This window comes from Kitasatospora sp. YST-16 (genome assembly GCF_026802215.1).
Classification (GTDB): domain Bacteria; phylum Actinomycetota; class Actinomycetes; order Streptomycetales; family Streptomycetaceae; genus Kitasatospora; species Kitasatospora cineracea.
In genome coordinates, this window is record NZ_CP113837.1 from 6,784,904 (window position 1) to 6,811,694 (window position 26,791).

A 26,791-nucleotide genomic window follows, 5' to 3' on the forward strand; every position below is an offset into this window, starting at 1 on the left:
CGATCCTTGCGTTCGGGGCCTCCCGCCCCGCGCCCTGACGCGGGCCCTCACGGGCCGGTGTGGAAGGATGCGCGGACCGGAAAGGGGAGTCTCGTGGTGACGGAGCGTCGGATACCCGGGCACGCGCGCTCGGGGTTGAAGCACTGGGTGCTGGTCGCGGCGGGCTGCGCCGCGGTGGTGGGCGGGGCGCTGGGGGCGACCTCGGCGACCGGGGCGGTGACGGCCGGTCAGCCGGCCGGCGACCCGGTCGCGGCGCCGGCCCCCGAACCGGCCCCGGAGGCGGACCTGAGCAAGGTGCAGCTACCGCTGGAGTGCGGGCCGTTCCCGGTCGCGGTGAGCCTGAAGACCTCCGCGGTGCTGGACGGCAAGCCGCTGACCGTCGCCGCCGCGCACTGCCAGGCCGACATGGGCACCCCGCCGGACGGCGTGTTCCTGGTCGGCGCGGACGGCGCGCCGGTCGCCCTGCTGCCGGACAGCGAGGGCCTGACCGTCACCGAACTGGCGATCCGCAGCGACGGCTCGATCCGCGGCCGGGCCCGCGGCTACTCCTCGCCGGACGTGCCGCGCTTCTCGCCCGACCTGGAGGTCGAGCTGTCCTGGAAGCGCTCCGGCGGGGCGTGGACGAAGACCGAGACCAAGAGCTCCGTCCAGGGCGCCTGACGGCCCCTCAGCGGCCGCCCCGGCGCTACTCGGCGTCCGGCCCGTAGACCTCGACGCCGTCCGCCGCGCGGCGGACGTGGATGCAGTCGCCGGGGCAGTCCTTGACCGAGTCCACCACGTCCTGAAGGAGCGTCAGCGGCACCGGCACGCTCTGGCCCGGCTGCTGGCGCAGTTCGTCGTCCTCGCCCTTCACATAGGCCAGTCCGTCGATGTCGAGCTCGAAGACCTCGGGCGCGTACTGCGCGCAGATGCCGTCGCCGGTGCACAGATCCTGGTCGATCCAGACTTCGAGTGCCTCGCCCGTGCCCGCCATTGCCCCTGCCGTTTCTGCGCTCGTCGCCCCGCATTCGGGGACATTCCTGTCACGATACATCCGCGCTGCTTTGAACCGTTGAGCGGTGGGCATCTCCTCTGCAGAGGGGAAGCGAGCGGGGCGGACATCGGACACGCCCGATCCATCTTTCTGATCTAGGGGTTTACATGACCCTGGTGCCAGGTAGGTTTGGGTCGTCCAGCTCCCCCAGGAGGAGGTGAGGACCGTGGCAGCCCACGATGACGACTACGACCGCAGCGCCGGCAGGCCCGCACGGGGGTCCGACGAGGCCGCACAGGTCTCGTACCTCGAGCAGGAGATCGCCGTCCTGCGGCGCAGGCTCGCCGATTCTCCGCGCAGCTCAAGGGTTCTTGAGGAGCGGATCGTCGAGCTCCAGACCAGCTTGGCCGGCGTGACCGCCCAGAACGAGCGGCTCGTCTCCACGCTCCGCGAGGCCCGCGACCAGATCGTGGCCCTCAAGGAGGAGGTCGACCGGCTCGCCCAGCCGCCGGCCGGATTCGGCACCTTCCTCGAGAAGAACGAGGACGGCACCGCCGACATCTTCACCGGCGGCCGCAAGCTCCGGGTCAACGTCAGCCCCAGCGTCGAGCTGGACGAGCTGCGCCGCGGCCAGGAGGTGATGCTCAACGAGGCGCTGAACGTCGTCGAGGCGATGGCGTTCGAGCGGATCGGCGAGATCGTCACGCTCAAGGAGGTGCTGGAGGGCGGCGACCGCGCGCTGGTCGTCGGCCACACCGACGAGGAGCGGGTGGTCCGGCTCGCCGAACCGCTGCACGGCGTCACGATCAGGGCGGGCGACGCGCTGCTGCTGGAGCCCCGCTCCGGCTACGTGTACGAGGTGGTGCCGAAGGCCGAGGTCGAGGAGCTGGTCCTCGAGGAGGTCCCGGACATCGACTACCGGCAGATCGGCGGCCTGGCCGGCCAGATCGAGCAGATCCGGGACGCGGTCGAGCTCCCGTACCTGCACGCGGACCTGTTCAAGGAGTACGAGCTCCGGCCGCCCAAGGGCGTCCTGCTCTACGGCCCGCCCGGCTGCGGCAAGACGCTGATCGCCAAGGCGGTGGCCAACTCGCTGGCCAAGAAGGTCGCCGAGGTGACCGGCCGGCCGCAGGGCAAGAGCTACTTCCTGAACATCAAGGGCCCCGAGCTGCTCAACAAGTACGTCGGCGAGACCGAGCGGCAGATCCGCCTGGTCTTCCAGCGGGCCCGGGAGAAGGCGAGCGAGGGCACGCCCGTCATCGTCTTCTTCGACGAGATGGAGTCGCTGTTCCGCACCCGCGGCTCCGGCGTCAGCTCGGACGTGGAGAACACCATCGTCCCGCAGCTGCTCGCCGAGATCGACGGCGTGGAGGGCCTGGAGAACGTCATCGTCATCGGCGCCTCCAACCGCGAGGACATGATCGACCCGGCGATCCTGCGGCCCGGCCGCCTGGACGTCAAGATCAAGATCGAGCGGCCGGACGCCGAGGCGGCCAAGGACATCTTCTCCAAGTACCTCAGGGACACCCTGCCGTTCCACCCGGACGACCTCAAGGAGCACGACGGCTCGGTCTCGGTCACCGTCGCCGCCATGATCCAGTCGGTGGTCGAGCGGATGTACTCGGAGACCGAGGAGAACCGCTTCCTGGAGGTCACCTACGCCAACGGTGACAAGGAAGTGCTGTTCTTCAAGGACTTCAACTCCGGCGCGATGATCCAGAACATCGTCGACCGGGCGAAGAAGATGGCCATCAAGGACTACCTCGACCACGGCCAGCGGGGCCTGCGCGTCTCCCACCTGCTCGCCGCCTGCGTGGACGAGTTCAAGGAGAACGAGGACCTGCCCAACACCACCAACCCGGACGACTGGGCCCGCATCTCCGGCAAGAAGGGCGAGCGGATCGTCTTCATCCGCACCCTCGTCACCGGCAAGCAGGGCGCCGAGTCCGGCCGCTCCATCGACACCGTCGCCAACACCGGGCAGTACCTGTAGCACGCGCACCATCCCGTCCGGCTGCGGCGCTCGGCAGGGCACCGCAGCCGGACGGCGCGTCTGCACCGGCAGTACCGAGCAGCACCCAGCAGTACCCACAGGTCAGGAGGGCCGCATGACCGTACGGCGCGTGATGGGGATCGAGACCGAGTACGGCATCTCCGTGCCCGGCCACCCGAACGCCAACGCCATGCTCACCTCGTCCCAGATCGTCAACGCGTACGCCGCGGCGATGCACCGGGCGCGCCGCGCCCGCTGGGACTTCGAGGAGGAGAATCCGCTGCGCGACGCCCGGGGCTTCGACCTGGCCCGGGACGTGGCGGACGCCAGCCAGCTCACCGACGAGGACATCGGCCTGGCCAACGTCATCCTCACCAACGGCGCCCGGTTCTACGTCGACCACGCGCACCCCGAGTACTCCTCGCCCGAGGTCACCAACCCGCGCGATGCGGTGCTCTGGGACAAGGCCGGCGAGCGGATCATGGCGGAGGCGGCCGAGCGCGCCCTGGAACTGCCCAACGGGCAGCGGATCCTGCTCTACAAGAACAACACCGACAACAAGGGCGCCTCCTACGGCACCCACGAGAACTACCTGATGCGGCGGGCCACCCCGTTCGCCGACATCGTCCGCCACCTCACCCCGTTCTTCGTCTCCCGCCAGGTGGTGTGCGGGGCCGGCCGGGTGGGCATCGGGCAGGAGGGCGGCGGGCACGGCTTCCAGATCAGCCAGCGCGCCGACTACTTCGAGGTCGAGGTCGGCCTGGAGACCACCCTCAAGCGCCCCATCATCAACACCCGGGACGAGCCGCACGCCGACGCCGAGAAGTACCGCCGGCTGCACGTCATCATCGGCGACGCCAACCTCTCCGAGATCTCCACCTACCTCAAGCTCGGCACCACCGCGCTGGTCCTGTCGATGATCGAGGACGGCTTCATCGCCGTCGACCTCGCCGTCGACCAGCCGGTGCGCACCCTGCACCGGGTCTCCCACGACCCCGACCTCAAGCAGCTGGTCCAGCTGCGCAGCGGCCGCAAGCTGACCGCCGTCCAGCTCCAGCTGGAGTACTGCGAGCTGGCCCGCAAGTACGTCGAGGACCGCTACGGGCAGGACGCCGACGACCAGACCATGGACGTGCTGGCCCGCTGGGAGGACGTGCTGGGCCGGCTGGAGCGGGACCCGATGAGCCTGTCCCGGCAGCTCGACTGGATCGCCAAGAAGGAGATCCTGGAGGGCTACCGGCAGCGCGACGCCCTGCAGTGGGACAGCCCCCGGCTCCAGCTGGTCGACCTCCAGTACAGCGACGTGCGGGCCGACAAGGGCCTGTACAACCGGCTGGAGGCGCGCGGGCGGTTCGAGCGGCTGTTCACCGAGGAGGACGTCCGCCGGGCCGTCACCCAGCCCCCCGACGACACCCGGGCCTACTTCCGCGGCCGCTGCCTGGAGCAGTACGCCGACCACGTGGCCGCGGCCTCCTGGGACTCCGTCATCTTCGACCTGCCCGGCCACGACAGCCTCCAGCGCGTCCCGACCATGGAGCCGCTGCGCGGCACCCGGGCGCACGTGAAGGACCTGCTGGACCGGTGCCGCACCGCCGAGGACCTGGTGCGCGTCCTCTCCGGCGGGTAACTTTTCGATCACCGAGGGTGAACGTTTCCCGGACGGGGAATCATTCCGGTGAGCAGCCAGCGTTGAACGAGAACACCGAACGAGCGGGGTGAGGGAAATGGCGGAGAAGGACACCGGCGGCGGCCAGCAGCGGGCCAACCGCTCCTCCGAGGAGGTCGAGGAGCAGGCCGCGGAAACGCAGGCTTCGGACGAGCTCAAGGAGCGCCAGGAAAAGCTCAGCGACGACGTCGACTCGGTACTCGACGAAATCGACGAGGTACTGGAATCCAACGCCGAGGATTTCGTGCGCGGATTCGTGCAGAAGGGCGGTGAGTGAGAGGGGGAAACCCCCTCCGCCACCGAAAAGAGCACCACGAGCGCCGCAGGTGTGCCCTGAGCGCGCCTGCGGCCTCGTGTTCCCGCAAGCTCCTGCGCGCAGCGCGTGGAACCGGCCCCGGAAGCGGGTAGGGTCCGGGGCACCAAGCAACTTTCGATCTTCGATCCGGAAGGACACGTGTGGAAGCCAACCTCAGTGGCACCGGGCGTCTGCCGGCCGCCTTCCTCACCCCCGGCTCCTCCTCGTTCCTCGACTTCCTCGACAGCCACGCGCCCCAGCTGCTCCCCGGCCGGCGCCCCCTCCCGGAGGGGATGACGGTCGAGGCGCCGCACGGCACCACCATCGTCTCCGCGGTCTTCGACGGCGGCGTGGTGCTGGCCGGCGACCGCCGCGCCACGATGGGCAACGTCATCGCCCAGCGGGACATCGAGAAGGTCTTCCCGGCGGACGAGTACAGCGCCGTCGGCATCGCCGGCACCGCGGGCCTGGCGGTCGAGATGGTCCGGCTGTTCCAGCTGGAGCTGGAGCACTACGAGAAGATCGAGGGCGCCGTGCTCTCCTTCGAGGGCAAGGCCAACCGGCTCACCACGATGATCCGCTCCAACCTGGCGATGGCCATGCAGGGCCTCGCGGTCGTCCCGGTCTTCGCCGGCTACGACCTCGACCTCGGCCGGGGCCGGATCTTCACCTACGACGTCACCGGCGGCCGCTCCGAGGAGCGGGCCGGCTTCGCCGCCACCGGCTCGGGCTCGGTGTTCGCCCGCGGCTCGATGAAGAAGCTCTACCGGGACGGCCTCACCGGCGAGCAGGCCGCCACCCTCGCCGTCCAGGCGCTGTACGACGCCGCCGACGACGACTCCGCGACGGGCGGCCCCGACCTGGCCCGCAAGATCTTCCCGATCGTCACGCTGATCACCGAGGACGGCTTCCGCCGGCTCACCGAGGAAGAGGTCGCCGAGATCGCGGTCTCCATCACCGACCAGCGCCGCGAGCACCCCAACGGGCCGCAGGCCCCGCTCCTCTGAGTCCGCCCCACATCACTGAAGGGAGACCGGCGGTGTCCACGCCGTTCTACGTCTCGCCCCAGCAGGCCATGGCGGACCGCGCGGAGTACGCCCGCAAGGGCATCGCCCGCGGCCGCAGCGTGGTCGTGCTCACCTACGCCGACGGCATCGTGTTCGTCGCGGAGAACACCTCCCGGGCCCTGCACAAGGTCTCCGAGATCTACGACAAGATCGCCTTCGCCGCGGTCGGCCGCTACAACGAGTTCGAGAACCTGCGGATCGGCGGCGTCCGCTACGCCGACCTGCGCGGCTACTCCTACGACCGGGCCGACGTCACCGCCCGCGGCCTGGCCAACGTCTACGCCCAGACCCTGGGCACGATCTTCTCCTCGGTCGGGGAGAAGCCCTACGAGGTCGAGCTGATCGTCGCCGAGGTCGGCCGGAGCGACGCCGACGACCAGATCTACCGCCTCACCCCCGACGGCTCGGTGGTGGACGAGAAGAACGCCGTGGTGGTCGGCGGCAACGCCGACTCCATCGGCAGCTACCTCGGCCAGCGCCACCGGGCCGGGCTGAGCCTGGCCGAGGCGCTCAAGCTGGCGGTGGACGGCCTGGCCCGCGACCCCAACGGCGGCAGCCCCCGCACCATGACGCCGGAGCAGCTGGAGGTCGCCGTCCTGGACCGCAAGCGCCCCCAGCAGCGGAAGTTCAAGCGCATCCTGGGCGGCCAGCTGGCCCGGCTGCTCAGCGGCGACGAGTCGGCCGCCGCCGAGGACGGCAACGACGAGGGCGCCGACACCGAATGACCGACCCGGGCGGCCCGCTGCCGGCAGCGGGCCGCCCGACGGTCCACCGACCGCCACCGAGGGGTTCCACCGAGCTTCGAACAGAGAAGAGTCGCACATGGACCGTCGAATTTTCGGGATCGAGAACGAGTACGGCGTCACCTGCACCTTCCGCGGCCAGCGCCGGCTGTCGCCGGACGAGGTGGCCCGCTACCTCTTCCGCCGGGTCGTCTCCTGGGGCCGCAGCAGCAACGTCTTCCTGAAGAACGGCGCCCGGCTCTACCTCGACGTCGGCTCCCACCCCGAGTACGCGACCCCCGAGTGCGACGACGTCACCGAGCTGGTCACCCACGACAAGTCCGGCGAGCGGATCCTCGAGGGGCTGCTGGTGGACGCCGAGCGGCGGCTGCACGAGGAGGGCATCGCCGGCGACGTCTACCTGTTCAAGAACAACACCGACTCGGCCGGGAACTCCTACGGCTGCCACGAGAACTACCTGGTGGCCCGGCACGGCGAGTTCTCCCGGCTGGCGGACGTGCTGATCCCGTTCCTGGTCACCCGGCAGCTGATCTGCGGCGCCGGCAAGGTGCTGCAGACCCCGCGCGGCGCGGTCTACTGCGTCAGCCAGCGCGCCGAGCACATCTGGGAGGGCGTCAGCTCCGCGACCACCCGCTCCCGGCCGATCATCAACACCCGGGACGAGCCGCACGCCGACGCCGAGCGCTACCGGCGGCTGCACGTCATCGTCGGCGACTCCAACATGTCGGAGACCACCACGCTGCTCAAGGTCGGCGCCACCGACCTGGTGCTGCGGCTGATCGAGGCCGGCGTGGTGATGCGCGACCTGACGCTGGAGAACCCGATCCGGGCGATCCGCGAGGTCAGCCACGACCTGACCGGCACCCACCAGGTCCGGCTCGCCAACGGCCGGGAGGCCTCCGCCCTGGAGATCCAGGAGGAGTACTACACCAAGGCGCTGGAGTTCGCCGACCGCAAGGGCCTCAACGAGGGCACCGTGGCCCGGGTGCTGGACCTGTGGGGCCGCACCCTGGAGGCGGTGCGCAGCGAGGACCTGGCCAAGGTCGGCACCGAGATCGACTGGATCATGAAGTACCAGCTGATCGAGAAGTACCGGGCCAAGCACCAGATGACCATGTCCAACCCGCGGGTCGCCCAGATCGACCTCGCCTACCACGACATCCACCGCCGCCGCGGCCTGTTCTACCTGCTGCAGAAGAACGGCCAGGCCCAGCGGGTCACCACCGACCTGCTGACCTTCCAGGGCAAGTCGGTGCCCCCGCAGACCACCCGGGCCCGGCTGCGCGGCGACTTCATCCGCCGCGCCCAGGAGCAGCGCCGCGACTTCACCGTCGACTGGGTGCACCTCAAGCTGAACGACCAGGCGCAGCGCACCGTGCTGTGCAAGGACCCGTTCCGCTCGGTGGACGAGCGGGTGGAGAAGCTGATCGCCGGGATGTGACCGGGACGGCCCGCTGACGGTCCGTCGGGGGCGCGCCGAGCGCCTCCGACGGACCGGACGAATCGGGTCATAGGCTGACGCCATGCGTCGAACCGCCTGCCTGCTCACCGTTCCCCTGACCGTCGCGCTGCTCGCCGGGTGCAGCAGTTCGGGCGGCTCCGGCAAGTCCGCCGCGACGGCGCCGGCGGCCTCCTCGGCGTCCGCGGCCCAGGTGCCGAGCCCGGTGGCGTCCGCCTCGCCGATGCCGGAGGTCTCCGGCGAGTTCGGCTCGAAGGCGACCATCACGCTGCCCGCCGGGCAGCAGCCGTCCGGGCAGTTCGTGGTGAGCACCGTGAGCGAGGGCTCCGGGGCGGTGGTCAACAAGAACGACTGGGTGACCGTCAACTACACGGTCAAGGACTGGACCAGCGGCAAGGACCTGTCCAGCTCCTACGACTCCGGCGGCAAGCCGCAGCTCTACCAGCCGGGCAGCGGGCAGCTGGTGCCCGCCTTCGACCAGAGCGTGGTGGGGAAGAAGACCGGCAGCCGGGTGCTGGTGGTGGCCCCGCCGGCCGCCGGGTTCGGCAGCCAGGGCTCCAGCGCGCTGGGCGTCGGCAAGGACGACACCGTGGTGTTCGTGCTGGACGTGATGAGCGCGGTGCCGCAGGACACCACCATCCCCGGCGACCTCACCCAGCCGCCCGCAGGCGCCCCGCAGGTCAAGGACAACGGCAAGGCCGCGCCGACCATCACCATCCCCTCCGGCCAGCAGCCGCCCACCGACCTGCAGCAGTACGTGCTGGTCAAGGGCACCGGCCCGGAGGTGAAGAGCGGGCAGACCCTGGTGGTCCAGTACACCGGCGTGACCTGGGCGGACGGCAAGCAGTTCGACTCCTCGTGGAACCACGGCGGCGCGCAGGCCCTGCAGGTCGGCACCGGCAGCCTGATCAAGGGCTGGGACCAGGGACTGGTCGGCAAGAACGTCGGCAGCCGGGTGCTGCTGGTCGTCCCGCCGTCGCTGGGCTACGGCGACCAGGCCAGCGGGGCGATCCCGGCGAACTCCACGCTGGTGTTCGTGATCGACATCCTGGAAGCCGTCTGAGAACCGCCTGACAGCCCGGCCAGGGCCGGGCTGACCCGCTCTCATGCCGACCTGACATACTGCTGCCCCGCACCAGTGGTACACGCGTCGTCGGGCGAGTCGAATGGGGAGTCATGTCTGAGAAAGCGTCGAGCCCGGGCGAGGCCGACAACACCGGGAACAAGCCTTCGGTGGACCGCGAGTCGATCGTCGTCCCCGCCGAGATGCTGACCCAGGCGGGCTGGGCCCCGCCCACCGCCCCCGCCGGTCCCGATGCCAGGACCGAGCAGGCACCGCAGGTCTTCGCGTCCAACCAGCGCAAGGCGCCGCTCTCCGAGGCGGGTTACGACGAGGACCCGGGCGGGGCGGGCCGGCTCGGGGTGATCCTGGGCTCGGTCCTGGCGGTGCTGCTGGTCGCGTCCGCGGTGACGATGTACTACGTCAACAAGGACGACGGCAAGCCGACCGCGAAGGCGGACTCGGCCTCGGCCAGCCCCAGCGCCTCGGCCCCGAGCCAGGAGCCGGTGCCGCCGATCAAGGACAGCGCCAAGGTGCTGCCGACGGTCGCCGGGGACTTCGGCTCCAAGGCGACCATCACGCTGCCCAAGGACGCCCCGGACGGGACGTTCGTGGTCAAGGAGCTGTCCGCGGGCAGCGGCGCGAAGGTCGAGAAGGGCAACTGGGTCTCCGTCGACTACACGGCGATGGACTGGCAGACCGGCAAGGAGATCCCCGGCTCGTACGGGGAGCAGAACGGCAAGCCGCAGCTCTACCAGGCCGGCGGCGGGTCGCTGATCCCCGCGCTGGACAACGCCGTCGAGGGCCACAAGGCCGGCAGCCGGCTGATGGTGGTCGCCCCGCCCGGGGCCGCGTTCGGCGCGCAGGGCAACACCCAGCTGGGCATCGCCGGCACCGACAGCCTGGTCTTCGTGCTGGACATCCGGCAGGCCACCGCTCCCAACGCGGTGCTCTCCGGTGACGTGACCGCGCCGCCCGCGGACTTCCCGCAGGTCAAGGACAACGGCACCAAGCCCGCCGAGATCACCCCGGTCAAGGGCGCGGCCGACCCGACCGAGCTGAAGAGCCACGTGCTGATCCAGGGCAAGGGCCGCAAGATCGAGTCCGGCGAGAAGGTGCTGGTCCAGTACACCGGCGCGCTGTACAAGGACGGCAAGAAGTTCGACTCCTCGCTCGACCGCGGGCAGGCGTTCACCTTCACCACCGGCGCCGGCAGCGTCATCGAGGGCTGGGACAAGGGCATCGTCGGCCAGAACATCGGCAGCCGGGTCGAACTGGTCATCCCCGCCTCGATGGGCTACAAGGACCAGGCCAGTGAGAGCATCCCGGCCAACTCCACCCTGGTGTTCGTGGTCGACATCCTGGACGCCGGGGTCGGCGGCAGCGAGGGCTGACGCACCCCGGGTGCGCCTAGGATGAGTCCCGTTCACGCAACCGAACGAGAAGAGCAATCGTGAGCCTGACCAAGCCGGAGATCGACTTCCCGGGCGGCGACGCCCCGACCGAGCTCCAGATCCGCGACATCGTGGTCGGCGACGGCGCCGAGGCCAAGGCCGGGGCGACCGTCGAGGTCCACTACGTCGGTGTCACCTTCGCCTCCGGCGAGGAGTTCGACGCCTCCTGGAACCGCGGCCAGACCTTCCGCTTCCCGCTGGGCGGCGGCCGGGTCATCAAGGGCTGGGACCAGGGCGTCGAGGGCATGCGCGTCGGCGGCCGCCGCGAGCTGGTCATCCCGCCGCACCTGGCCTACGGCAACCAGTCGCCGAGCCCGCTCATCCCGGCCGGCTCCACCCTGATCTTCGTGGTGGACCTGCTGGGCGTCTGACCTCGGACGCACCCGCGCGCCCCCGGTTCCGCCAGGAGCCGGGGGTGCGGCTTTCTCTGAACGTGCCCGTACCGGTACGGTCAGGCAGGTCACCCCCGATCGGAGGAAGGGTCACCGATGGCGATCGCCAAGGCAGAGCGGCTGATGAACCTCGCCCTGTGCCTGATGAACACCCGGCGTCCGCTCTCCAAGAAAGAGCTGCGCGAATCCGTCGAGGCGTACCGGGAGGCCTGGCAGCAGGGCTCCGAGGACGCCTTCAACCGGATGTTCGAGCGCGACAAGGACGACCTGCGGGAACTCGGCCTGATCATCGACGTGGACGAGAACGCGCTCGACGGCGAGGTCGGCTACCTCGCCCGCCGCGACCGCAACCGCCTCCCGGAGATCGCGCTGGACGCGGAGGAGGCCGCCGCGCTGGCGCTGGCCGCCCGGGTCTGGCAGCAGGCCAAGATGTCCGGCGCCGCCAGCGGCGCGCTGCAGAAGCTGCGCGCGGCCGGCGTCCCGTTCGCCGAGGAGCGCGAGCACGGCGCGCTGGAGCCGCGGATCCCCGGCCGGGAGGCCGCGTTCGAGCCGCTGCTCACCGCGGCCCGGGACCGCCGCCCGGTCACCTTCGACTACCGCAAGGCCGGCGCCGCCACCGCCGGGCCGCGCTCGGTCGAGCCCTGGGCGCTGGAGTGCTGGCGCGGCCACTGGTACCTGGCCGGCTACGACCGCGACCGCGGCTCGGCCCGGGTGTTCCGGCTCTCCCGGATCACCGGCAAGGTCCGCTCCCGGGCCGGCGCGTTCACCGGCGAGGTGCCCGAGCACGTGGACGTCCGGGCCGTGGTGGCCCGGTTCGCCGGCGAGGGCGCCACCGCGGTCGCCACCGTCAAGGTGCGCTCCGGCGCCGCCTACCCGGTGCGCCAGCGCGCCCTGGAGACCCGGCCGGTGGACGCCGACTGGGACGAGCTGGACATCCCGTACGGCAACGGCCTGGGCGCCGACCTGGCCGAGTACGGCCCCGACGTCATCGTGATCGGCCCCGAGGACCTGCGGGCCGACGTCATCGACCGGCTGCGCGCCGTCGCCGGCCTCGCGGAGGTTTCCCAGTGAGCAATGCGATCGACCAGACGCGCCGGATGCTGTCGCTGGTCACCTACCTGCGCGAGCGGCCCGGGGCCGAAGTGGCCGAGGTGGCACGGGCGTTCGGGATCACCGAGCGGGAACTGATCGGCGACCTCAACGTGCTGCCGATGTGCGGCACCTCCTTCCGCGGCGGCGACCTGCTCGACATCGACACCGACGGCGAGCGGATCTGGTGGCACAACGTGGACGACGTCGCCCAGCCGCTGCGGCTGGCCGCCGACGAGGCCACCGCGCTGCTGGTCGCCGCCCGCGCGGTGGCCGGGCTGCCCGGGCTGCGCGAGCGCGACCGGCAGGCGCTCACCCGAGCCGTCGCCAAGATCGAGGACGCGGCCGGCGAGAGCGCCGAGTCCGCGGCCCGGGTCGGCGTCACCTTCGAGGCCGAGGGCACCGTCTTCGCCGACATCGACCGCGCGCTCAGCGAGGGCCGCCTGATCTGGCTGCGCTACTGGTCGCACGGCCGCGGCGAGCTGACCGAGCGCGAGGTCGACCCGATCCGGCTGGTCACCGAGGGCCACACCTACCTGGAGGGCTGGTGCCGCACCTCCGAGGACCGGCGCACCTTCCGGCTCGACCGGATCGCCGAGATCAAGGTGCTCGACGAGCCCGCCAACCCGCCCCGGCTGCAGCCCCGCGACCTGTCCGCCGGGCTGGTCGCCCCCACCGCCGACGACCCCGAGGTGGTGGTCGAGGTCGGCCCCGGCGGCCGCTGGGTCGCCGAGTACTACACCCACGACAGCGCCGAGGAACTCCCCGACGGCGGCCTGCGGATCACCCTGCGCTCCGCGGAGCCGTCCGGCCTGCGCACCCTGGCCCTGCGGCTGGGCCGGGACGGCCGGATCACCGCCCCCGCCCAGCTCGCCGAGCAGGCCCGCACCGCCGCGCTGGCCGCGCTGGAGCACTACCGGGACGGACAGGTCTGAACCACGTGGCCGACGGCACCAGATTCAAGGTGTACTGCTCGCAGTGCCGGGAGAAGGTCGAACTCCCGGCCCCCGAGTTCCGGTTGGCGCTCGGCGCCAGCAAGGAGCGCACCTTCTACAGCTTCACCTGCCCGGCCTGCGGAGCGGTCGTCCGCAAGATCGCCGGGGAGAAGATCGTCGCCGCGCTCACCGAGGCCGGCGTGCACACCATGCGGCTGCTGCCGGTGGACGGATAGGAAGGCCCGCACGTGAACTGGACCCTGGTCGGGGCCGTCCTGCTCTCCACCGCGGGCCTGCTGGTGCTCGGCGTGCTCGCGCTGCGGCTGTGGCTGGACGTCCGGGCGCTGGCCCGCGAGGTGGACGGCGCGGTCGGCGCGCTGCAGCGGGCGGGCGAGGGCGGCTGAGGGCGGGGGAGGACCGGTATCCGATCGTTGGGTACCGGGTTCCCGCGGCGACACTCCGAGCGGCTACCATCGCCCGCAGAGGGGGAGCCCTGCCTCCCGGACCTCCCGGACCTCCCGGACAAGGAAGGCGGTGCTCCGGAGATGCGTCTCCTTTCGCCCGGCTCGTTGCTGCTGATCACGGTGTTCGCGGTGCTGCTGTTCGGCGGCAAGCGGCTGCCGGACGCGGCGCGGGCGCTGGGCCGGTCGCTGCGGATCCTCAAGAGCGAGGGCAAGGCGCTGCGCCGGGAGTTCGACTCCGGCCGGCAGGCGCCGGCTGCCCCCGCCCCGGCCGCGCGGCCCGCCGCCGAACCGGACCGGGTGGTCAAGGCCGCCCCGGGCGCGTCCCGCACCGACCGGGGTGCCTGAACACTCACGTCGGGCTCCCGCACCACTCCGACTACGACGAGCGCACGATTCGAGGACCGGGTTGAGCAAGACGACCAAAGAGGCCAAGGACCCTGAGGGGCGGATGGCGCTCGCCGACCATCTCCGCGAACTGCGCAACCGGCTGGTCAAGTCGCTGCTGGCGATCATCGTCTTCACGATCGTCGCGGCGCTCTACCACAAGGCCCTGCTGGACTTCCTGATCAAGCCGCTGCCCGCCTGCCACCCGGACGGCACGCTGCCGGAGGGGCTGAAGCACTGCGCGCAGATCTCCAACATCGGCCTGACCACCCCGTTCACCGTGATGCTGAAGGTCAGCCTCACGGCCGGTGCGGTGGCCGCCACCCCGGTCTGGCTGTACCAGCTGTGGAAGTTCGTCTCGCCGGGCCTGCACCAGCACGAGAAGCGCTACTCGGTGACGTTCCTGCTGCTCGGCACCCCGCTGTTCCTGGCCGGCGCGGTGCTCGCGTACGTGGTGATGCCGCTGACCGCGGAGATGCTGATCAGCTTCACCGCGGACGGCGTCACCTCGATCGTGCCGGTGGAGACCTACCTGGACCTGATCACCCGCATGGTGCTGGTGTTCGGCGCGGGCTTCGAACTGCCGCTGTTCCTGGTGATGCTGAACCTGGTCGGGGTGCTCAGCGGCAAGCGGCTGCTCGGCTGGTGGCGCGCGATGGTCATGGGCATCACGGTGTTCGCGGCCTTCGCCACCCCGTCCACCGACCCGCTGTCGATGCTGGCGCTGGCCGCGCCGATCTGGGCGCTGTACTTCCTGGCCGCGGGTTTCGCGCTGCTCAACGACAAGCGCAAGGCCGCCCGCAACCCCGACGCCGGGCTGAGCGACGAGGAGGCCTCGCACGTCGACCTGACGGTCGAGGACGTGGCGGACGCCGAGTCGGTCGGCGGGGTCGAGGCGGTGGAGGCCCCGGCGCCGGTCCCGGCCGCGCGCCGCGACCAGATCGACGACGACATCACCTGATGAGCTGACTGCCCGTCGAGGCGGTGGACGGCCCCGGACCCCTGCGGTCCGGGGCCGTCCGGCGTTTCCGGGGGCGGCCGGGCTTCCGGGTGGGGGGTGATCGGCGCTGGTGGGGGGCTTGCCCGGGGTTCGAGCCATGTGACATATTACTGAGGTGCTCAAGCGAAACCCCTACGACGTCGTGGTGGTCGGGGCCGGCGTGGTCGGCGCCGCCTGCGCCTACTACGCCGCCCGGTCCGGCCTGGCGGTCGCCGTGGTGGACCGCGGGCCGGTGGCCGGCGGGACCACCGGCGCCGGCGAGGGCAACCTGCTGGTCTCCGACAAGGAACCCGGCCCGGAACTCGACCTCGCCCTGCTCTCCACCGGCCTGTGGCGCGAACTCGCCGCCGAACTCGGCGACCGCGTCGAGTACGAGCCCAAGGGCGGCCTGGTGGTCGCCACCGCCCCCGCCGGACTCGACCTGCTGCACGGCTTCGCCGCCGCCCAGCGCGCCGCCGGCGTCGAGGCCGTCCCGGTCGCCGCCGGCGAACTGCGCGACCTCGAACCGCACCTGGCCGAGGACCTGCCCGGCGGCTACCTGTACCCGCAGGACGCCCAGGTGCAGCCCGCCCTGGCCGCCGCCCACCTGCTGCGCGCCTCCGGCGCCGACCGCTACCTCGGCGAGGCCGTCACCGGACTGCTGCGCGGCCCCGGCGGCGCCGTCACCGGCGTGGTCACCGGACGCCGCGAGATCGCCGCCCCCGCCGTGGTCAACGCCGCCGGCACCTGGGGCGGCGAGATCGCCGCGCTGGCCGGGGTCCGGCTGCCGGTGCTGCCCCGGCGCGGCTTCGTGCTGGTCACCGAACCGCTGCCGCGGATCGTCCGGCACAAGGTCTACGCCGCCGACTACGTCGCCGACGTCGCCTCCGGCTCGGCCGACCTGCAGTCCTCCGCCGTGGTCGAGGGCACCCCCGCCGGACCGGTGCTGATCGGCGCCAGCCGCGAACGGGTCGGCTTCGACCGCACCCTCGCCCCCGAGGTGCTGCACCGGCTCGCCGCCCAGGCCGCCGCGCTCTTCCCGGTGCTGCGCACCGTCCAGGTGCAGCGCTACTACCGGGGCTTCCGCCCCTACCTGCCCGACCACCTGCCCGCCCTCGGCCACGACGCCCGGGTGCCCGGGCTCTACCACGCCTGCGGGCACGAGGGCGCGGGCATCGGGCTGGCGCCCGCCACCGGGCTGCTGATCAGCCGCCAGCTCACCGGGGCCGACCCCGGCCTTGACCTGGCACCGTTCCGGCCGGAGCGGTTCGGGGACGGGGAGGGTGAGCGTTGAGGGGGCCGGTGCGGTGCCGCACACGTCGTGGAGGAGAGGAGTAGCCATGGACCCGCTCGACCTGGTGGGCGCCGAACCCGGACCCGCCCGCACCATCCTGTTCGACGGCCGGCCGGTGCCCGCGCTGCCCGGGCAGACGCTGGCCGCCGCGCTGTGGGCCGACGGCGTGCTCGCCTGGCGCACCACCCGGAACGGGGGGCGCCCGCGCGGCGCGTTCTGCGGGATCGGCCAGTGCTTCGACTGCCTGGCCACCGTCAACGGCCGCCCCAACCAGCGCCTGTGCCTGCTGCCCGCCGAGCCCGGCGACACCGTCACCACCCAGGAGGGGCACGGCCATGCCGACCTCGAAGTCTGAGCCGGGCGCCGGCCGCGAAGGTGTGTACGACCTCGCGGTGGTCGGCGCCGGCCCCGCCGGACTGGCTGCCGCCGACACCGCCGCCGGACTCGGCCTGCGGGTCGCGCTGCTGGACGCCGGGAGCCGCCCCGGCGGCCAGTACTACCGGCACCCCGCACCCGAACTGGGCGCGGCCCGGCCGGAGAAGCTGCACCACGGCTGGGCAGTCTTCGCCCGGTTGCGCGCGCGGCTGGCGGCCTCGCCGCTGGTCGACCACCTGCCCGGCCACCACGTGTGGGCCGCCGAGGCGGGCGTCCCCGGCGACGAGCGGCGGCCCTGGCGCCTGCACGCCACCCGCGGCCCCGCGGCGGCCGACCGGGCCACCGTCCGGGCCCGCGCCGTCCTGCTGGCCACCGGCGCCTACGAGCGGCACCTGCCCTTCCCCGGCTGGACGCTGCCCGGCGTGGTCACCGCGGGCGGCGCGCAGGCGATGCTCAAGTCCTCCCTGGTGCTGCCCGGCCGCCGGATCGTGGTGGCCGGCAGCGGCCCGCTGCTGCTGGCCGCCGCCTCCTCGCTGGTCGCGGCAGGGGCGGAGGTCCCCGCGATCGTCGAGGCCACCTCGTACCTCGGCTACGCCCGCGGGCTGCCGGTCCTGGCCGGCAACCCCGGCAAGCTCGCCGAGGGCGCCGCGCACGGTGCCCGGCTGCTGCGGCACGGGGTGCGGCTGCGCCGCAGCAGCGCGGTGGTCGAGGCGCACGGCACCGACCGGGTCACCGCCGTCACGGTCGCCCGGCTCGACGCCCGCTGGAAACCGGTGCCCGGCAGCGAACGGCGGATCGCCTGCGACGCGGTGGCGATCGGGCACGGGCTGGTGCCGCAGATCGAACTGGCCGCCGAACTGGGCGCCGAGACGGTCACCGGGCCGGACGGCGCGGTCGCCCTGAAGGTCGACGCCCGGCAGCGCACCAGCGTGCCCGGGCTGTGGGCGGCGGGGAGACCTGCGGCGTCGGCGGCGCGGACCTGGCGCTGGCCGAAGGCGTGCTGGCCGCCCGGGCGATCGCCGGACGCCCGGACGGGGGACGGGAGACGGCCGTCCGGCGGCGGCGGCGCGCGTTCGCCGCGCTGATGGCCGCCGCGCACGCGCCCGGGCCGGACTGGACCGGCTGGGTCACCGACGACACCGACGTCTGCCGGTGCGAGGAGGTCCCGGCCGGGGAGATCCGGGAGGCTGTCGCGGAACTCGGCGCCGGGGACGCCCGGACGGTCAAGCTGCTCACCCGGGCCGGCATGGGCTGGTGCCAGGGCCGGATGTGCGGGCCCGCGGTGGCCTGCCTGTCCGGCGGCAGCGGGGGCGCGGCGGGGCGGCCGGACAGTCGGCCGCTGTCCTGTCCGGTGCCGCTGGCGCAACTGGCGGAGCCGGTGCGGTCGGTGGAGCGGGCGGGGCCGGAACCGGACTAGCGGGCGGCGGCCGAGTCGGGCCGGTGCCGGGGAGGGCGGTTGCCGTCTTCGGCGTGGGGCCGGGTGCTTCGGCCGGGCGGCGGCGGGGAAGCGCGGCTTCCGGGGTGGGCCGGGGCCGGGTTGCTTCGGGCGGTCGGGAGGGGCCGTGCCGGGGCTGCCTCCGGCGCGGTGCCGGGCCGGCTGGCCGCTGCCGGGGGCGTCTTCGGCGGGGCCGGGGCTCCGGGGCCGTCCGTCGGGCGGGCCGGGGCCGGGTGGTCCGGCAGAGCGTGGCCGGTGCCGGGCCCGGGTCCGGTGCGCGGTCGGCGCCGGGGCGGGGTGCCGTCCTCGGCGGGAAAATCGGGCTCCCGGCCCGCCTGTTGGCGGGTCGGGGCTCGGGAAGGTTTTCGGTCGGCCCGTCGGGAGGCGGGTGCCGGATCGACTCGGGCGGCGGGTCCCCCTTGTGGAGCCGCGTCGCCCACTTGTAAAATGTCACACATCATATCAAGGGAGATCCCCCGTGACCCGCACCCCGCACGACCCCGCCCGTCCCTGGCGCGGCATCATGGTCGCCACCACCCTGCCCTTCCGTGACGACCTCACGGTGGACTACGACGCCTACGCCGAGCACGTCCGCTGGCTGATCGACAACGGCTGCGACGGCGTCGTCCCCAACGGCTCCCTCGGCGAGTACCAGACCCTGACGCCCGAGGAGCGCGCCAAGGTCGTCACGACCGCGGTCGAGGCGGCCGGCGACGGGGCCCGGGTGATGCCCGGGGTGGCCGCCTACGGCAGTGCCGAGTCCCGGCGCTGGGCCGAGCAGGCCGCCGAGGCGGGGGCCGGGTCGGTGCTGCTGCTCCCGCCGAACGCCTACCGGGCCGACCAGGCTGCGGTGCGGGCCCACTACGCCGAGGTGGCGCGGGTCGGGGTGCCGGTCGTCGCGTACAACAACCCGATCGACACCAAGGTCGACCTGGTGCCCGCGCTGCTCGCCCAACTGCACGCGGACGGCTCGATCGTGGCGGTCAAGGAGTTCTCCGGCGACGTCCGCCGGGCGTACGAGATCGGTGAGCTGGCGCCCGGGCTGGACCTGCTGATCGGGGCCGACGACGTGCTGCTGGAGCTGGCGCTCGCGGGTGCGGTCGGCTGGATCGCGGGTTACCCGAACGCGCTGCCCGCGACCTGCGCCGAGCTGTACCACGCCGCCGTCTCCGGCGACCTGGCCACCGCCGTGCCGCTCTACAAGTCGCTGCACCCGCTGCTGCGCTGGGACTCCAAGACCGAGTTCGTCCAGTCGATCAAGCTCTCGATGGACATCGCCGGCCGCCCCGGCGGACCGACCCGCGCCCCGCGCCTGCCGCTCGTCCCGGAGATCGAGGCCGCGGTGCGCGCCGCGACCGGGAAGGCGCTCGCCGAGGGCCACAAGTAGCCGTCGCCGTACGGCGGTCCGGGCCGGACCCGGGGGGATCCGGTCCGGGCCGCCGCAGGCCAGGACCCGTTGTCAGCCGACTGGAGAGAGCACCGCGATGCGGACCCGTCACGTCTTCCACGCCGTCGACTCGCACACCGAGGGCATGCCCACCCGGGTGGTCACCGGGGGTTTCGGCACCGTCCCCGGCGCCACCATGGCCGAACGGCGCACCCACTTCCAGCAGCACCTCGACGAGTTCCGCACGCTGCTGATGTACGAACCGCGCGGCCACTCCGCGATGAGCGGCGCGATCCTGCAGCCGCCGACCCGGCCGGACGCCGACTTCGGCGTGCTGTACATCGAGGTGTCCGGGCTGCTGCCGATGTGCGGCCACGGCACCATCGGCGTGGCCACCGTGCTGGTGGAGACCGGCATGGTGCCGGTGGTCGAACCCGTCACCACGGTGCGGCTGGACACCCCCGCCGGGCTGGTGGTCGCCGAGGTCGCGGTGCGGGACGGCGCGGCGGTCGGCGTCACCATCCGCAACGTGCCCTCGTACGCGGTCGCGCTGGAGCGGAAGCTGGAAGTGCCCGGGTACGGGACGGTCACCTACGACCTCGCGTACGGCGGCAACTACTACGCGATCCTGCCGCTCGACCAGTTCGGCCTGCCGTTCGAACGCGGGCGCAAGGACGAGATCCTGGCCGCCGGGCTGGCCATGATGGACGCCGTCAACGCCTCGGACGCGCACCGGCCGGTGCACCCCGAGGACCCGTCCATCCACGGCTGCCACCACGTCCAGCTGCTCGCCCCCGGCTCGGACGCGGTGCACTCCCGGCACGCGATGGCCATCCACCCCGGCTGGTTCGACCGCTCGCCCTGCGGGACGGGCACCTCGGCGCGGATGGCGCAGCTGCACGCGCGCGGCGAGCTGGCGATCGGCGCCGAGTTCCGCAACGACTCCTTCATCGGGACGACCTTCACCGGCCGCCTGGTCGAGGAGACCACCGTCGCCGGACTGCCCGCCGTCGTCCCGACCGTCACCGGCCGGGCCTGGGTGACCGGCACCGCGCAGTACTTCCTCGACCCGACGGACCCGTTCCCGGCCGGCTTCCTGCTGTAGCGCCGGGCCGCCCCGGCTCCGTCAACCATCCCTCCGCGAAAGGCCCTTGAGCATGAGCACCATCGACTCGTACAACCCCGCCGACCCCGACGACCTGGTCGCCTCGGTGCCGGCGGCGGGGGCCGCCGAGGTCGCGGCGGCGATCGCGGGGGCCCGGGAGGCGCAGCGCGGGTGGTGGGCGCTGGGGGCGGCCGGGCGTTCGCTGGCGCTGGGCCGGGCCGCGGCGGCGATCGAGGCGGCGGCCGAGGAACTGGTCGCGCTGGCGGTGCGCGAGGTCGGCAAGCCGGTGGCCGAGGCGCGCGGCGAGGTGGCCCGGACGGTGGCGATCTGGCGCTACTACGCGCAGGCGCCGTTCGCCCCCGCCGGGGAGGTGCACGAGCCCGCCGCCGGGCCGGGCCTGCTGCTGACCCGCCGCCGCCCGTACGGGGTGGCCGGGCTGATCACGCCCTGGAACTTCCCGCTGGCGATCCCGACCTGGAAGGCCGCGCCCGCGCTGGCCGTCGGCAACGCGGTGGTGCTCAAGCCGTCCTCGGAGGCGGTGGCCTGCGCGCTGCGGCTGGCCGAACTCGCGGGCCTGCCCGAGGGCGTGCTCACGGTGGTGCCGGGCGGCGCCGAGGCGGGGACGGCGCTGATCGACGGCGCGGACGTCGTCTCGTTCACCGGCTCGACCGGGGTCGGCCGCTCGGTGGTCGCCGGGGCGAGCGGGCGCGGCATCCCGGTGCAGGCCGAGATGGGCGGCCTGAACGCCGCCCTGGTGCTGCCGGACGCCGACATCGCGCAGGCCGCCGCGCACCTGGCGAACGCCATCGCCGGCTACGCGGGCCAGAAGTGCACCGCGACCAGCCGGGTGATCGCCGTCGGCGACGCCTACGAGCCGCTCGCCGAGGCCCTCGCCAAGGCCCTCGGGCAGACCCCCGCCGCCGACCCGGCCGCCCCGGCCACCGTCTGCGGCCCGGTGATCGGCGGGCCGGCGCTGGAGCGGCTGACCGGGGCGATCGACACCGCCCGGGCGGGCGGCGCCACCGTGCTGGCCGGCGGCGCGCGGGCCGACCGGGCCGGCTGGTTCCTGGAGCCGACCCTGCTGGAGAACGTCCCCGCCGGGCACCCGCTGCTGACCGAGGAGTTCTTCGGCCCGCTCGCCGTGCTGCTGCCCGCCGCCGACCTGGACGCGGCGCTCGCGCTGGCCAACGACACCCGGCACAGCCTGTCCGCCTCCGTCCACTCGCGCAGCCTGGACGTGGCGCTGGCCGCCGCGGACCGGCTGGACGCGGGCATGATCCGGATCAACGCGCCCTCCAGCGGCGTCGACTTCCACCTGCCGTTCGGCGGCGCCAAGGGCGCTTCGTACGGCGCCCGCGAGCAGGGCCGGGCCGCGCTCGACTTCTACACCGCCGCGCGCACCGTCAGCGTGCTGCCCGCCGGGGAGTGCTGATGGACCGTCACCCCACCGCCCGCCGTGGCGGGGAGCTGATCAACCTGGTCTCCACCGTCGACTACCACACCGCGGGCGAGCCGTTCCGGATCGTCGTCGCGGGCCTGCCGCCGGTGCCCGGCGACACCGTCGCCGAACGCCGCTCGATCGCCATCGGCGCGGGCGGCCGGGCCACCGCGCCGCGGCCGAGCGCGCTGGACGACGTGCGCCGCCTGCTGACCCGGGAGCCGCGCGGGCACGCCGGCATGTACGGCGGGTTCGTGGTGCCGCCGGACGACGACGAGGCGCACCTCGGCGTGCTGTTCTGGCACAAGGACGGCTACTCGACCGCGTGCGGCCACGGCACCATGGCGCTCGGCGCGTGGGCCGTCGACACCGGCCTGGTCGCCGCCCCCGACGACGGCACCGCCCTGGTCCGCATCGACGTCCCCTCCGGCCGGGTCGGCGCCACCGTGCACCGCAGCGGCGGCCGCACCACCGCGGTCACCTTCCGCAACGTGCCGACCCGGGTGCTGGCCCGCGGGGTCGAGCTGGCCACCCCGCGCGGGACGGTCCGGGTCGACCTGGCGGACTCCGGGGCGGTCTACGCCTCGCTGCCCGCCGCCGCGCTCGGCCTGTCCGTCGTCCCCGACCGGATCGCCGAACTCACCGCCGCCGGACGGGAGATCCGCACCGCGCTGGCGGGCCACCGGGCGCTCGCCGGGCACCGCGACGGCGTCTACGGCGTCATCCTGTACGACGAACTGCCCGACACGCCGTCCGGCCCGCACCAGCGCAACGTCACCGTCTTCGCCGACGGCCAGATCGACCGCTCCCCGTGCGGCTCCGGCACCTCCGCCCGGCTCGCCCTGCTCGCCGCCGAGGGCGCCATCGACCCCGGCCGCACGCTGCGCCACGACTCGGTCATCGGCACCGTCTTCACCGGCCGGGTCCGCGCCCCGCGGGCCGACGGCACCGTCACCGAGGTCACCGGCACCGCCCACCGCACCGGCGAGCACCGCTTCGTCCTCGACCCCGAGGACGCCCTGGGCCCGGGGTTCCTGCTGTGACCGGCGGCCTCGCGCAGCCGGCGCTGACGCTCGGGCCCGTCGAGGCGGTGGCGGCGCTGGAACGGGTGCTGCTGGGCGGGCTGGACGTGGAGGGGTGCCCGGCGCGGGTCGGGGTGGCGGTGCCGGCGGGGGAGCTGCTGCTGATGCCCGCGGCGGCCGGGGGCTTCGCGGGGGTGAAGGTCGCGGGGGTGGCGCCCGGGAACCCGGCGCTCGGACTGCCGCGGATCACCGGGTCCTACCTGCTGCTGGACGGGCCGACGCTGCAGCCGCTGGCGCTGCTGGACGGGGCCGCGCTGACCGCGCTGCGGACGCCCGCGGTGACCGCGCTGGCGGTGCGGGCGCTGGCGGCGCCGGACGCCCGGGAGCTGGTGGTGTTCGGGGCCGGGCCGCAGGCGGTCGGGCACCTGGCGGTGCTGCGGGCCGTGCTGCCCGGCCTGGAGCGGGCCACCGTGGTGGCGCGGCCGGGCCCGGCCGCCGAGGTCGCGGCGTACGCGGCCGGGCTGGGCCTGGCAGCGGCCGTCGGCGGGCCGGAGGCGGTGGCGCAGGCTGACGTGGTGGTGTGCTGCACGACCGCCCGCACCCCGCTGTTCGACGGCCGCCTGGTGCCGGACCGGGCGGTGGTCGCGGCGGTCGGCTCGCACGAGCCGGACGCCCGTGAGGTGGACGCCCGGCTGGTGGCGCGGGCCGACCTGTTCGTGGAGGCCCGGCAGGTCGCGCTGCGCGAGGCCGGGGACCTGCTGCTGGCGGGGGCCGGGGCGGAGCGGATGGCGAATCTGGCGGAACTGGTCACGGGCCGGGCCGCCGTCCGCCATGATCGTCCCAGGTTCTTCAAGAGCGTCGGGATGGCGTGGCAGGATCTGGCGGTGGCGGCGGCGCAGTACGCGTCGGCCGGGAGGTAGGGCGCCGCGGCGGGGGGACGGGAACCCGGGGTCGGATCCGGGGACTGGAGGCCCGGGACACGGACAGCGACGGCTGTACGCAGGGCATTCACTCTCCGCAACGTGACATTGTACAATGGGGCCCTGTTTGAACCTCCGGAGGAACACCATGGCCGACCTCAAGCCCCGCAACCTCATCTCCGTCCAGGAGCGGCTGCGCGACCAGGTCGCCCACGCCCTGCGTGCGGCACTCATCTCCGGTGAACTGCGCCCCGGGGTGGTCTACTCCGCCCCGACGCTGGCCGCCGACTTCGGGGTCTCCGCCACCCCCGTCCGCGAGGCGATGCTCGACCTGGCCCGCGAGGGCCTGGTCGAAGCCGTCCGCAACAAGGGCTTCCGGGTCACCGAGCTCTCCGACCGGGACCTCGACGAGTTCACCGAGATCCGCGCGCTGATCGAGGTCCCCACTGTCGGCCAGGTCGCCCGGACCGCCACCGCCGAACAGCTGGAGGCGCTGCGCCCGCAGGCCGCGGCGATCGTCGAGGCCGCCCGCAAGCACGACCTGATCGGCTACCTGGAGGCCGACCGCCAGTTCCACCTCGACCTGCTCGCGCTGGCCGGCAACGCCCGCCTGGTCGAGACCGTCGGCGACCTGCGCAAGCGCTCCCGGCTGTACGGCCTCAACCGGCTCGACCAGCAGGGCGAACTGGTCAGCTCCGCCGAGGAGCACCTGGAGCTGCTGGACGTGCTGCTGACCGGCGACGCCGACGCCGCCGAAGCCTGCATGACCCGGCACCTCGGCCACATCCGCCACCTGTGGGCGGCCGGCGGCAAGCCCGCCGCCGGGCCCGCCGAGCCGGAGAGCGCGCTGCGGCTGCCGGCCCGCTGACGGGCTGTTGGGCCGACAGGACGTCAGCGGGTCGGCAGACCGGTAGCGGGCCGGGCGGTCGGCCGGCCGGGCGGTCAGGCGTGCAGGCGGCCGTCCTGCATGGTCAGGACGCGGTCGGCGCGGCCCAGCAGGTCGCGGTCGTGGGTGACCATCACGGTGGCGGTGCGGTGGGTGCGGGTCACCTCGGCGAGCAGGTCGACCACCTGGGCGCCGCGCTCGTGGTCCAGGGCCGAGGTCGGCTCGTCCACCAGCAGGACGGACGGGCTGCCGAACAGGGCGCGGGCGATGTTCACCCGCTGGCGCTCGCCGCCCGACAGCTGGTGCGGGCGGCGGCGCTGCTTGGCGCCCGCCAGGCCGACCGACTCCAGCAGCTCCTCGGCCCGGGCACGGGCCCGGGCCGGGCGGCGGCCGCGCACCGACTCCAGGACCAGCAGCTGCTCGACGGCGGTCAGCGAGGCCAGCAGGTTCGACTGCTGGAAGACGATGCCCAGGCGCTCGCGGCGCAGCGCGGTGCGCTCGCGCTCGTCCAGCGCGCCCGCGTCCACGCCGTCGACCAGCACCTCGCCGCGGTCCGGTCGCAGCAGCGTCGCCGCGACCGCCAGCAGGCTGGACTTGCCGGAGCCGGACGGCCCCGCGATGGCGGTGAACTCGCCCGGGGCGACGGACAGTTCGACCTCGTCCAGGGCGATCAGCCGGCTCTCGCCGTCCGGGTAGCCGAGCGTCACGCCGCGCAGCGCGAGGCCGGTGCGCAGGTCGGTTCCGGCGGTCGGGGTGGTGGTCATGGCAGGGCCTTCCGGGGTGGGGTGGGTGGTCATCGGTTGGCGCCCAGCGCCGCCAGCGGGTCGACCGCGGTGATCCGGCGCACCGCGAGGGCCGCGCCCAGCAGGCCCAGCAGCACCATCGCGCCGACCGGCACGGCCACGGTCAGGACGCCCACGTCGAACGGCACCGCGGCCGACGCGAACGCCCCGCCGGCCGCGCCCAGCGCCCCGCCCAGCAGCGCGCCCGCCAGCAGCACGGCCGCCGCCTGGGCCAGCGCGTCGCGCACCAGGTAGCCGCTGGACGCGCCGACCGCCTTCAGCACCGCGATGTCCGGGCGGCGCTGCACCGTCCACACCGTGAAGAACGCGCCCACCACCAGGGCGCTCACCGCGAACAGGAAGCCCTGGATCAGCTGCAGGCTGCCCTGCTCGGCCGCGTACCCGTTGATGCCGGACAGCGCGCCGTCCAGCGACACCGCCCGCAGGTCGGCGGGCAGGCCGTGCGGGGTGCCGCGGACCGCGAGCGCGGTGGGCTGATGCTGGCCGGAGACCCGCTGCCAGGTCTCCGGGGTGGTCCACACGCTCGGGGCGTGCGAGAGCGAACGCTCGGCGGTGACCGCCGAGACCGTCAACTCCTGCGCGCCGACGCTCACCCGGCTGCCGGGGGAGAGGTGGTACTCGGCGGCCAGGCCGGTGCCGACCGCGAGCTGGCCGTCCGCCGGGGCGGTGCCCCGGACCAGCGGCGGCAGCAGCTCCGGGTCGGTGCCCAGCACGCTCACCGAGGCCGCGCCGCCGCCCGCCGTCAATCGCGACATCGCCACCCCCAGCGGGTGCACCGCGCCCGCCCCCGCCGCCGCCACCGCGTCCCGCTGGGCCGGCGAGACCGTGCTGGACGCGAACGACACCTCCGCCTGCGCACCCGCCGGCGCGCCGAACACCACGCCGTCCGCCGGGAGTTCGGCGATCGTCGAGGACGCCGCCGAGGCCAGGCCCCCGGTCAGGCCGTACAGGAACACCACCAGGGTCGTGATCAGGGTGACCACCGCTCCCATCAGGGCGAACCGCCCACGGGCGAAACGGATGTCACGCAAAGCGACGAACACGGGAAACCTTTCGGAGGGACACCGGAGCAGACCACCCCAGACTCGCCCGCGCAGGCCCCGCTGCCATCGGGGAGACGGAGGGAGTGCGCACCCGTCGAGAGGTGCAGCCGGAAATCCATCGAACGGTTGA

27 protein-coding genes and 1 pseudogene are annotated in these 26,791 nt (G+C 73.6%); 25 read left to right on the forward strand and 3 right to left on the reverse strand.

Annotated features, from left to right (window positions below; genetic code table 11):
- Positions 1-96 precede the first annotated feature (96 nt).
- Positions 97-660 carry a hypothetical protein gene (locus OU787_RS30510; protein WP_157852120.1) on the forward strand — a complete coding sequence of 188 codons (564 nt, stop codon included), beginning with the start codon at positions 97-99 and terminating at the stop codon, positions 658-660.
- A gap of 25 nt (positions 661-685) precedes the next feature.
- Here OU787_RS30510 and OU787_RS30515 read toward each other — a convergent pair whose 3' ends face one another.
- The gene (locus tag OU787_RS30515; RefSeq protein ID WP_030458358.1) at positions 686-973 is read right to left on the reverse strand and encodes a ferredoxin; all 288 of its coding nucleotides are present in this window, start codon (positions 971-973) and stop codon (positions 686-688) included.
- A 226-nt stretch (positions 974-1,199) separates the two neighbouring features.
- On the opposite strand from OU787_RS30515, the gene arc reads away from it, so the two are divergent.
- The 24 genes and pseudogenes from arc to OU787_RS30635 all read left to right on the forward strand — a co-directional run bounded on the left by arc (position 1,200) and on the right by OU787_RS30635 (position 24,797).
- Positions 1,200-2,966, forward strand: a complete 1,767-nt coding sequence (gene arc / locus OU787_RS30520) for a proteasome ATPase (RefSeq protein ID WP_268661307.1) — start codon at positions 1,200-1,202, stop codon at positions 2,964-2,966.
- A 115-nt stretch (positions 2,967-3,081) separates the two neighbouring features.
- Positions 3,082-4,593 (forward strand): depupylase/deamidase Dop, encoded by a 1,512-nt coding sequence (gene dop / locus OU787_RS30525; RefSeq protein ID WP_030458360.1) that lies wholly within the window; start codon positions 3,082-3,084, stop codon positions 4,591-4,593.
- A 97-nt stretch (positions 4,594-4,690) separates the two neighbouring features.
- The gene (locus OU787_RS30530; RefSeq protein WP_030458361.1) at positions 4,691-4,909 is read left to right on the forward strand and encodes a ubiquitin-like protein Pup; all 219 of its coding nucleotides are present in this window, start codon (positions 4,691-4,693) and stop codon (positions 4,907-4,909) included.
- A gap of 179 nt (positions 4,910-5,088) precedes the next feature.
- The gene (gene prcB, locus OU787_RS30535; RefSeq protein ID WP_030458362.1) at positions 5,089-5,934 is read left to right on the forward strand and encodes a proteasome subunit beta; all 846 of its coding nucleotides are present in this window, start codon (positions 5,089-5,091) and stop codon (positions 5,932-5,934) included.
- Positions 5,935-5,966: 32 nt separating this feature from the next.
- Positions 5,967-6,719 carry a proteasome subunit alpha gene (prcA, locus tag OU787_RS30540; RefSeq protein WP_030458363.1) on the forward strand — a complete coding sequence of 251 codons (753 nt, stop codon included), beginning with the start codon at positions 5,967-5,969 and terminating at the stop codon, positions 6,717-6,719.
- 97 nt (positions 6,720-6,816) lie between these two features.
- A complete protein-coding gene (pafA, locus tag OU787_RS30545) occupies positions 6,817-8,178 on the forward strand; it encodes a Pup--protein ligase (RefSeq protein ID WP_030458364.1) in 1,362 nt (453 codons plus the stop codon).
- A gap of 82 nt (positions 8,179-8,260) precedes the next feature.
- Complete coding sequence (locus OU787_RS30550; RefSeq protein WP_268661308.1) at positions 8,261-9,259, forward strand: FKBP-type peptidyl-prolyl cis-trans isomerase; 999 nt, start codon at positions 8,261-8,263, stop codon at positions 9,257-9,259.
- 113 nt (positions 9,260-9,372) lie between these two features.
- The gene (locus OU787_RS30555) at positions 9,373-10,650 is read left to right on the forward strand and encodes an FKBP-type peptidyl-prolyl cis-trans isomerase (protein WP_268661309.1); all 1,278 of its coding nucleotides are present in this window, start codon (positions 9,373-9,375) and stop codon (positions 10,648-10,650) included.
- Between the two features lie 59 nt (positions 10,651-10,709).
- Entirely contained in the window at positions 10,710-11,081 is a 372-nt protein-coding gene (locus OU787_RS30560) for an FKBP-type peptidyl-prolyl cis-trans isomerase (protein ID WP_014139723.1), read from the forward strand.
- A gap of 117 nt (positions 11,082-11,198) precedes the next feature.
- Positions 11,199-12,173 (forward strand): helix-turn-helix transcriptional regulator, encoded by a 975-nt coding sequence (locus OU787_RS30565; protein ID WP_030458367.1) that lies wholly within the window; start codon positions 11,199-11,201, stop codon positions 12,171-12,173.
- Between the two features lie 26 nt (positions 12,174-12,199).
- The gene (locus OU787_RS30570; protein WP_063759554.1) at positions 12,200-13,126 is read left to right on the forward strand and encodes a helix-turn-helix transcriptional regulator; all 927 of its coding nucleotides are present in this window, start codon (positions 12,200-12,202) and stop codon (positions 13,124-13,126) included.
- 5 nt (positions 13,127-13,131) lie between these two features.
- Positions 13,132-13,362 carry a hypothetical protein gene (locus OU787_RS30575; protein WP_051816592.1) on the forward strand — a complete coding sequence of 77 codons (231 nt, stop codon included), beginning with the start codon at positions 13,132-13,134 and terminating at the stop codon, positions 13,360-13,362.
- A gap of 12 nt (positions 13,363-13,374) precedes the next feature.
- Entirely contained in the window at positions 13,375-13,530 is a 156-nt protein-coding gene (locus OU787_RS30580; protein ID WP_157852122.1) for a hypothetical protein, read from the forward strand.
- Positions 13,531-13,671: 141 nt separating this feature from the next.
- Complete coding sequence (locus OU787_RS30585; protein WP_030458369.1) at positions 13,672-13,935, forward strand: twin-arginine translocase TatA/TatE family subunit; 264 nt, start codon at positions 13,672-13,674, stop codon at positions 13,933-13,935.
- A gap of 61 nt (positions 13,936-13,996) precedes the next feature.
- Positions 13,997-14,935, forward strand: coding sequence for a twin-arginine translocase subunit TatC (gene tatC, locus OU787_RS30590; RefSeq protein ID WP_030458370.1), 939 nt, complete (start codon positions 13,997-13,999; stop codon positions 14,933-14,935).
- Between the two features lie 154 nt (positions 14,936-15,089).
- On the forward strand, positions 15,090-16,247 hold the full coding sequence (locus OU787_RS30595; RefSeq protein WP_030458371.1) for an NAD(P)/FAD-dependent oxidoreductase: 1,158 nt from the start codon (positions 15,090-15,092) through the stop codon (positions 16,245-16,247).
- A 46-nt stretch (positions 16,248-16,293) separates the two neighbouring features.
- Positions 16,294-16,602: a (2Fe-2S)-binding protein gene (locus OU787_RS30600; RefSeq protein ID WP_030458372.1), complete on the forward strand. Its 309-nt coding sequence runs from the start codon at positions 16,294-16,296 to the stop codon at positions 16,600-16,602.
- Positions 16,583-18,039 (forward strand): annotated as a pseudogene (locus tag OU787_RS30605) (FAD/NAD(P)-dependent oxidoreductase). Before OU787_RS30600 ends, OU787_RS30605 begins: the two are co-directional and overlap by 20 nt.
- A 541-nt stretch (positions 18,040-18,580) precedes the next feature.
- A complete protein-coding gene (locus OU787_RS30610) occupies positions 18,581-19,444 on the forward strand; it encodes a dihydrodipicolinate synthase family protein (RefSeq protein ID WP_107066474.1) in 864 nt (287 codons plus the stop codon).
- Between the two features lie 97 nt (positions 19,445-19,541).
- Positions 19,542-20,549 carry a proline racemase family protein gene (locus OU787_RS30615; protein WP_030458375.1) on the forward strand — a complete coding sequence of 336 codons (1,008 nt, stop codon included), beginning with the start codon at positions 19,542-19,544 and terminating at the stop codon, positions 20,547-20,549.
- A 52-nt stretch (positions 20,550-20,601) separates the two neighbouring features.
- Entirely contained in the window at positions 20,602-21,981 is a 1,380-nt protein-coding gene (locus OU787_RS30620; RefSeq protein WP_030458376.1) for an aldehyde dehydrogenase family protein, read from the forward strand.
- Positions 21,981-23,030: a proline racemase family protein gene (locus tag OU787_RS30625; RefSeq protein ID WP_268661310.1), complete on the forward strand. Its 1,050-nt coding sequence runs from the start codon at positions 21,981-21,983 to the stop codon at positions 23,028-23,030. Before OU787_RS30620 ends, OU787_RS30625 begins: the two co-directional genes overlap by 1 nt.
- A complete protein-coding gene (locus OU787_RS30630; protein ID WP_268661311.1) occupies positions 23,027-23,929 on the forward strand; it encodes an ornithine cyclodeaminase family protein in 903 nt (300 codons plus the stop codon). The genes OU787_RS30625 and OU787_RS30630 overlap by 4 nt, the downstream gene beginning before the upstream one ends.
- Before the next feature lie 148 nt (positions 23,930-24,077).
- Complete coding sequence (locus OU787_RS30635) at positions 24,078-24,797, forward strand: GntR family transcriptional regulator (protein WP_030458379.1); 720 nt, start codon at positions 24,078-24,080, stop codon at positions 24,795-24,797.
- A gap of 74 nt (positions 24,798-24,871) precedes the next feature.
- Here OU787_RS30635 and OU787_RS30640 read toward each other — a convergent pair whose 3' ends face one another.
- Together OU787_RS30640 and OU787_RS30645 are read right to left on the reverse strand one after the other, a co-directional pair.
- Positions 24,872-25,579 carry an ABC transporter ATP-binding protein gene (locus OU787_RS30640; RefSeq protein WP_051816593.1) on the reverse strand — a complete coding sequence of 236 codons (708 nt, stop codon included), beginning with the start codon at positions 25,577-25,579 and terminating at the stop codon, positions 24,872-24,874.
- A 29-nt stretch (positions 25,580-25,608) separates the two neighbouring features.
- Complete coding sequence (locus tag OU787_RS30645) at positions 25,609-26,610, reverse strand: FtsX-like permease family protein (protein WP_396261167.1); 1,002 nt, start codon at positions 26,608-26,610, stop codon at positions 25,609-25,611.
- Between the last annotated feature and the right edge of the window lie 181 nt (positions 26,611-26,791).

What these genes read in the sequence shown, in the direction of transcription:
- OU787_RS30565 (WP_030458367.1), top strand. Translation starts at nt 11,199, where the DNA reads ATGGCGATCGCCAAGGCAGAGCGGCTGATGAACCTCGCCCTGTGCCTG.
- OU787_RS30620 (WP_030458376.1), top strand. Translation starts at nt 20,602, where the DNA reads ATGAGCACCATCGACTCGTACAACCCCGCCGACCCCGACGACCTGGTC.
- OU787_RS30625 (WP_268661310.1), top strand. Translation starts at nt 21,981, where the DNA reads ATGGACCGTCACCCCACCGCCCGCCGTGGCGGGGAGCTGATCAACCTG.
- OU787_RS30635 (WP_030458379.1), top strand. Translation starts at nt 24,078, where the DNA reads ATGGCCGACCTCAAGCCCCGCAACCTCATCTCCGTCCAGGAGCGGCTG.
- OU787_RS30600 (WP_030458372.1), top strand. Translation starts at nt 16,294, where the DNA reads ATGGACCCGCTCGACCTGGTGGGCGCCGAACCCGGACCCGCCCGCACC.
- OU787_RS30570 (WP_063759554.1), top strand. Translation starts at nt 12,200, where the DNA reads ATGCTGTCGCTGGTCACCTACCTGCGCGAGCGGCCCGGGGCCGAAGTG.
- pafA (WP_030458364.1), top strand. Translation starts at nt 6,817, where the DNA reads ATGGACCGTCGAATTTTCGGGATCGAGAACGAGTACGGCGTCACCTGC.
- OU787_RS30610 (WP_107066474.1), top strand. Translation starts at nt 18,581, where the DNA reads ATGGTCGCCACCACCCTGCCCTTCCGTGACGACCTCACGGTGGACTAC.
- OU787_RS30550 (WP_268661308.1), top strand. Translation starts at nt 8,261, where the DNA reads ATGCGTCGAACCGCCTGCCTGCTCACCGTTCCCCTGACCGTCGCGCTG.
- OU787_RS30645 (WP_396261167.1), bottom strand. Translation starts at nt 26,610, where the DNA reads ATGGGAGCGGTGGTCACCCTGATCACGACCCTGGTGGTGTTCCTGTAC.
- OU787_RS30530 (WP_030458361.1), top strand. Translation starts at nt 4,691, where the DNA reads ATGGCGGAGAAGGACACCGGCGGCGGCCAGCAGCGGGCCAACCGCTCC.
- OU787_RS30555 (WP_268661309.1), top strand. Translation starts at nt 9,373, where the DNA reads ATGTCTGAGAAAGCGTCGAGCCCGGGCGAGGCCGACAACACCGGGAAC.
- OU787_RS30515 (WP_030458358.1), bottom strand. Translation starts at nt 973, where the DNA reads ATGGCGGGCACGGGCGAGGCACTCGAAGTCTGGATCGACCAGGATCTG.
- OU787_RS30640 (WP_051816593.1), bottom strand. Translation starts at nt 25,579, where the DNA reads ATGACCACCACCCCGACCGCCGGAACCGACCTGCGCACCGGCCTCGCG.
- OU787_RS30585 (WP_030458369.1), top strand. Translation starts at nt 13,672, where the DNA reads ATGCGTCTCCTTTCGCCCGGCTCGTTGCTGCTGATCACGGTGTTCGCG.
- dop (WP_030458360.1), top strand. Translation starts at nt 3,082, where the DNA reads ATGACCGTACGGCGCGTGATGGGGATCGAGACCGAGTACGGCATCTCC.
- OU787_RS30615 (WP_030458375.1), top strand. Translation starts at nt 19,542, where the DNA reads ATGCGGACCCGTCACGTCTTCCACGCCGTCGACTCGCACACCGAGGGC.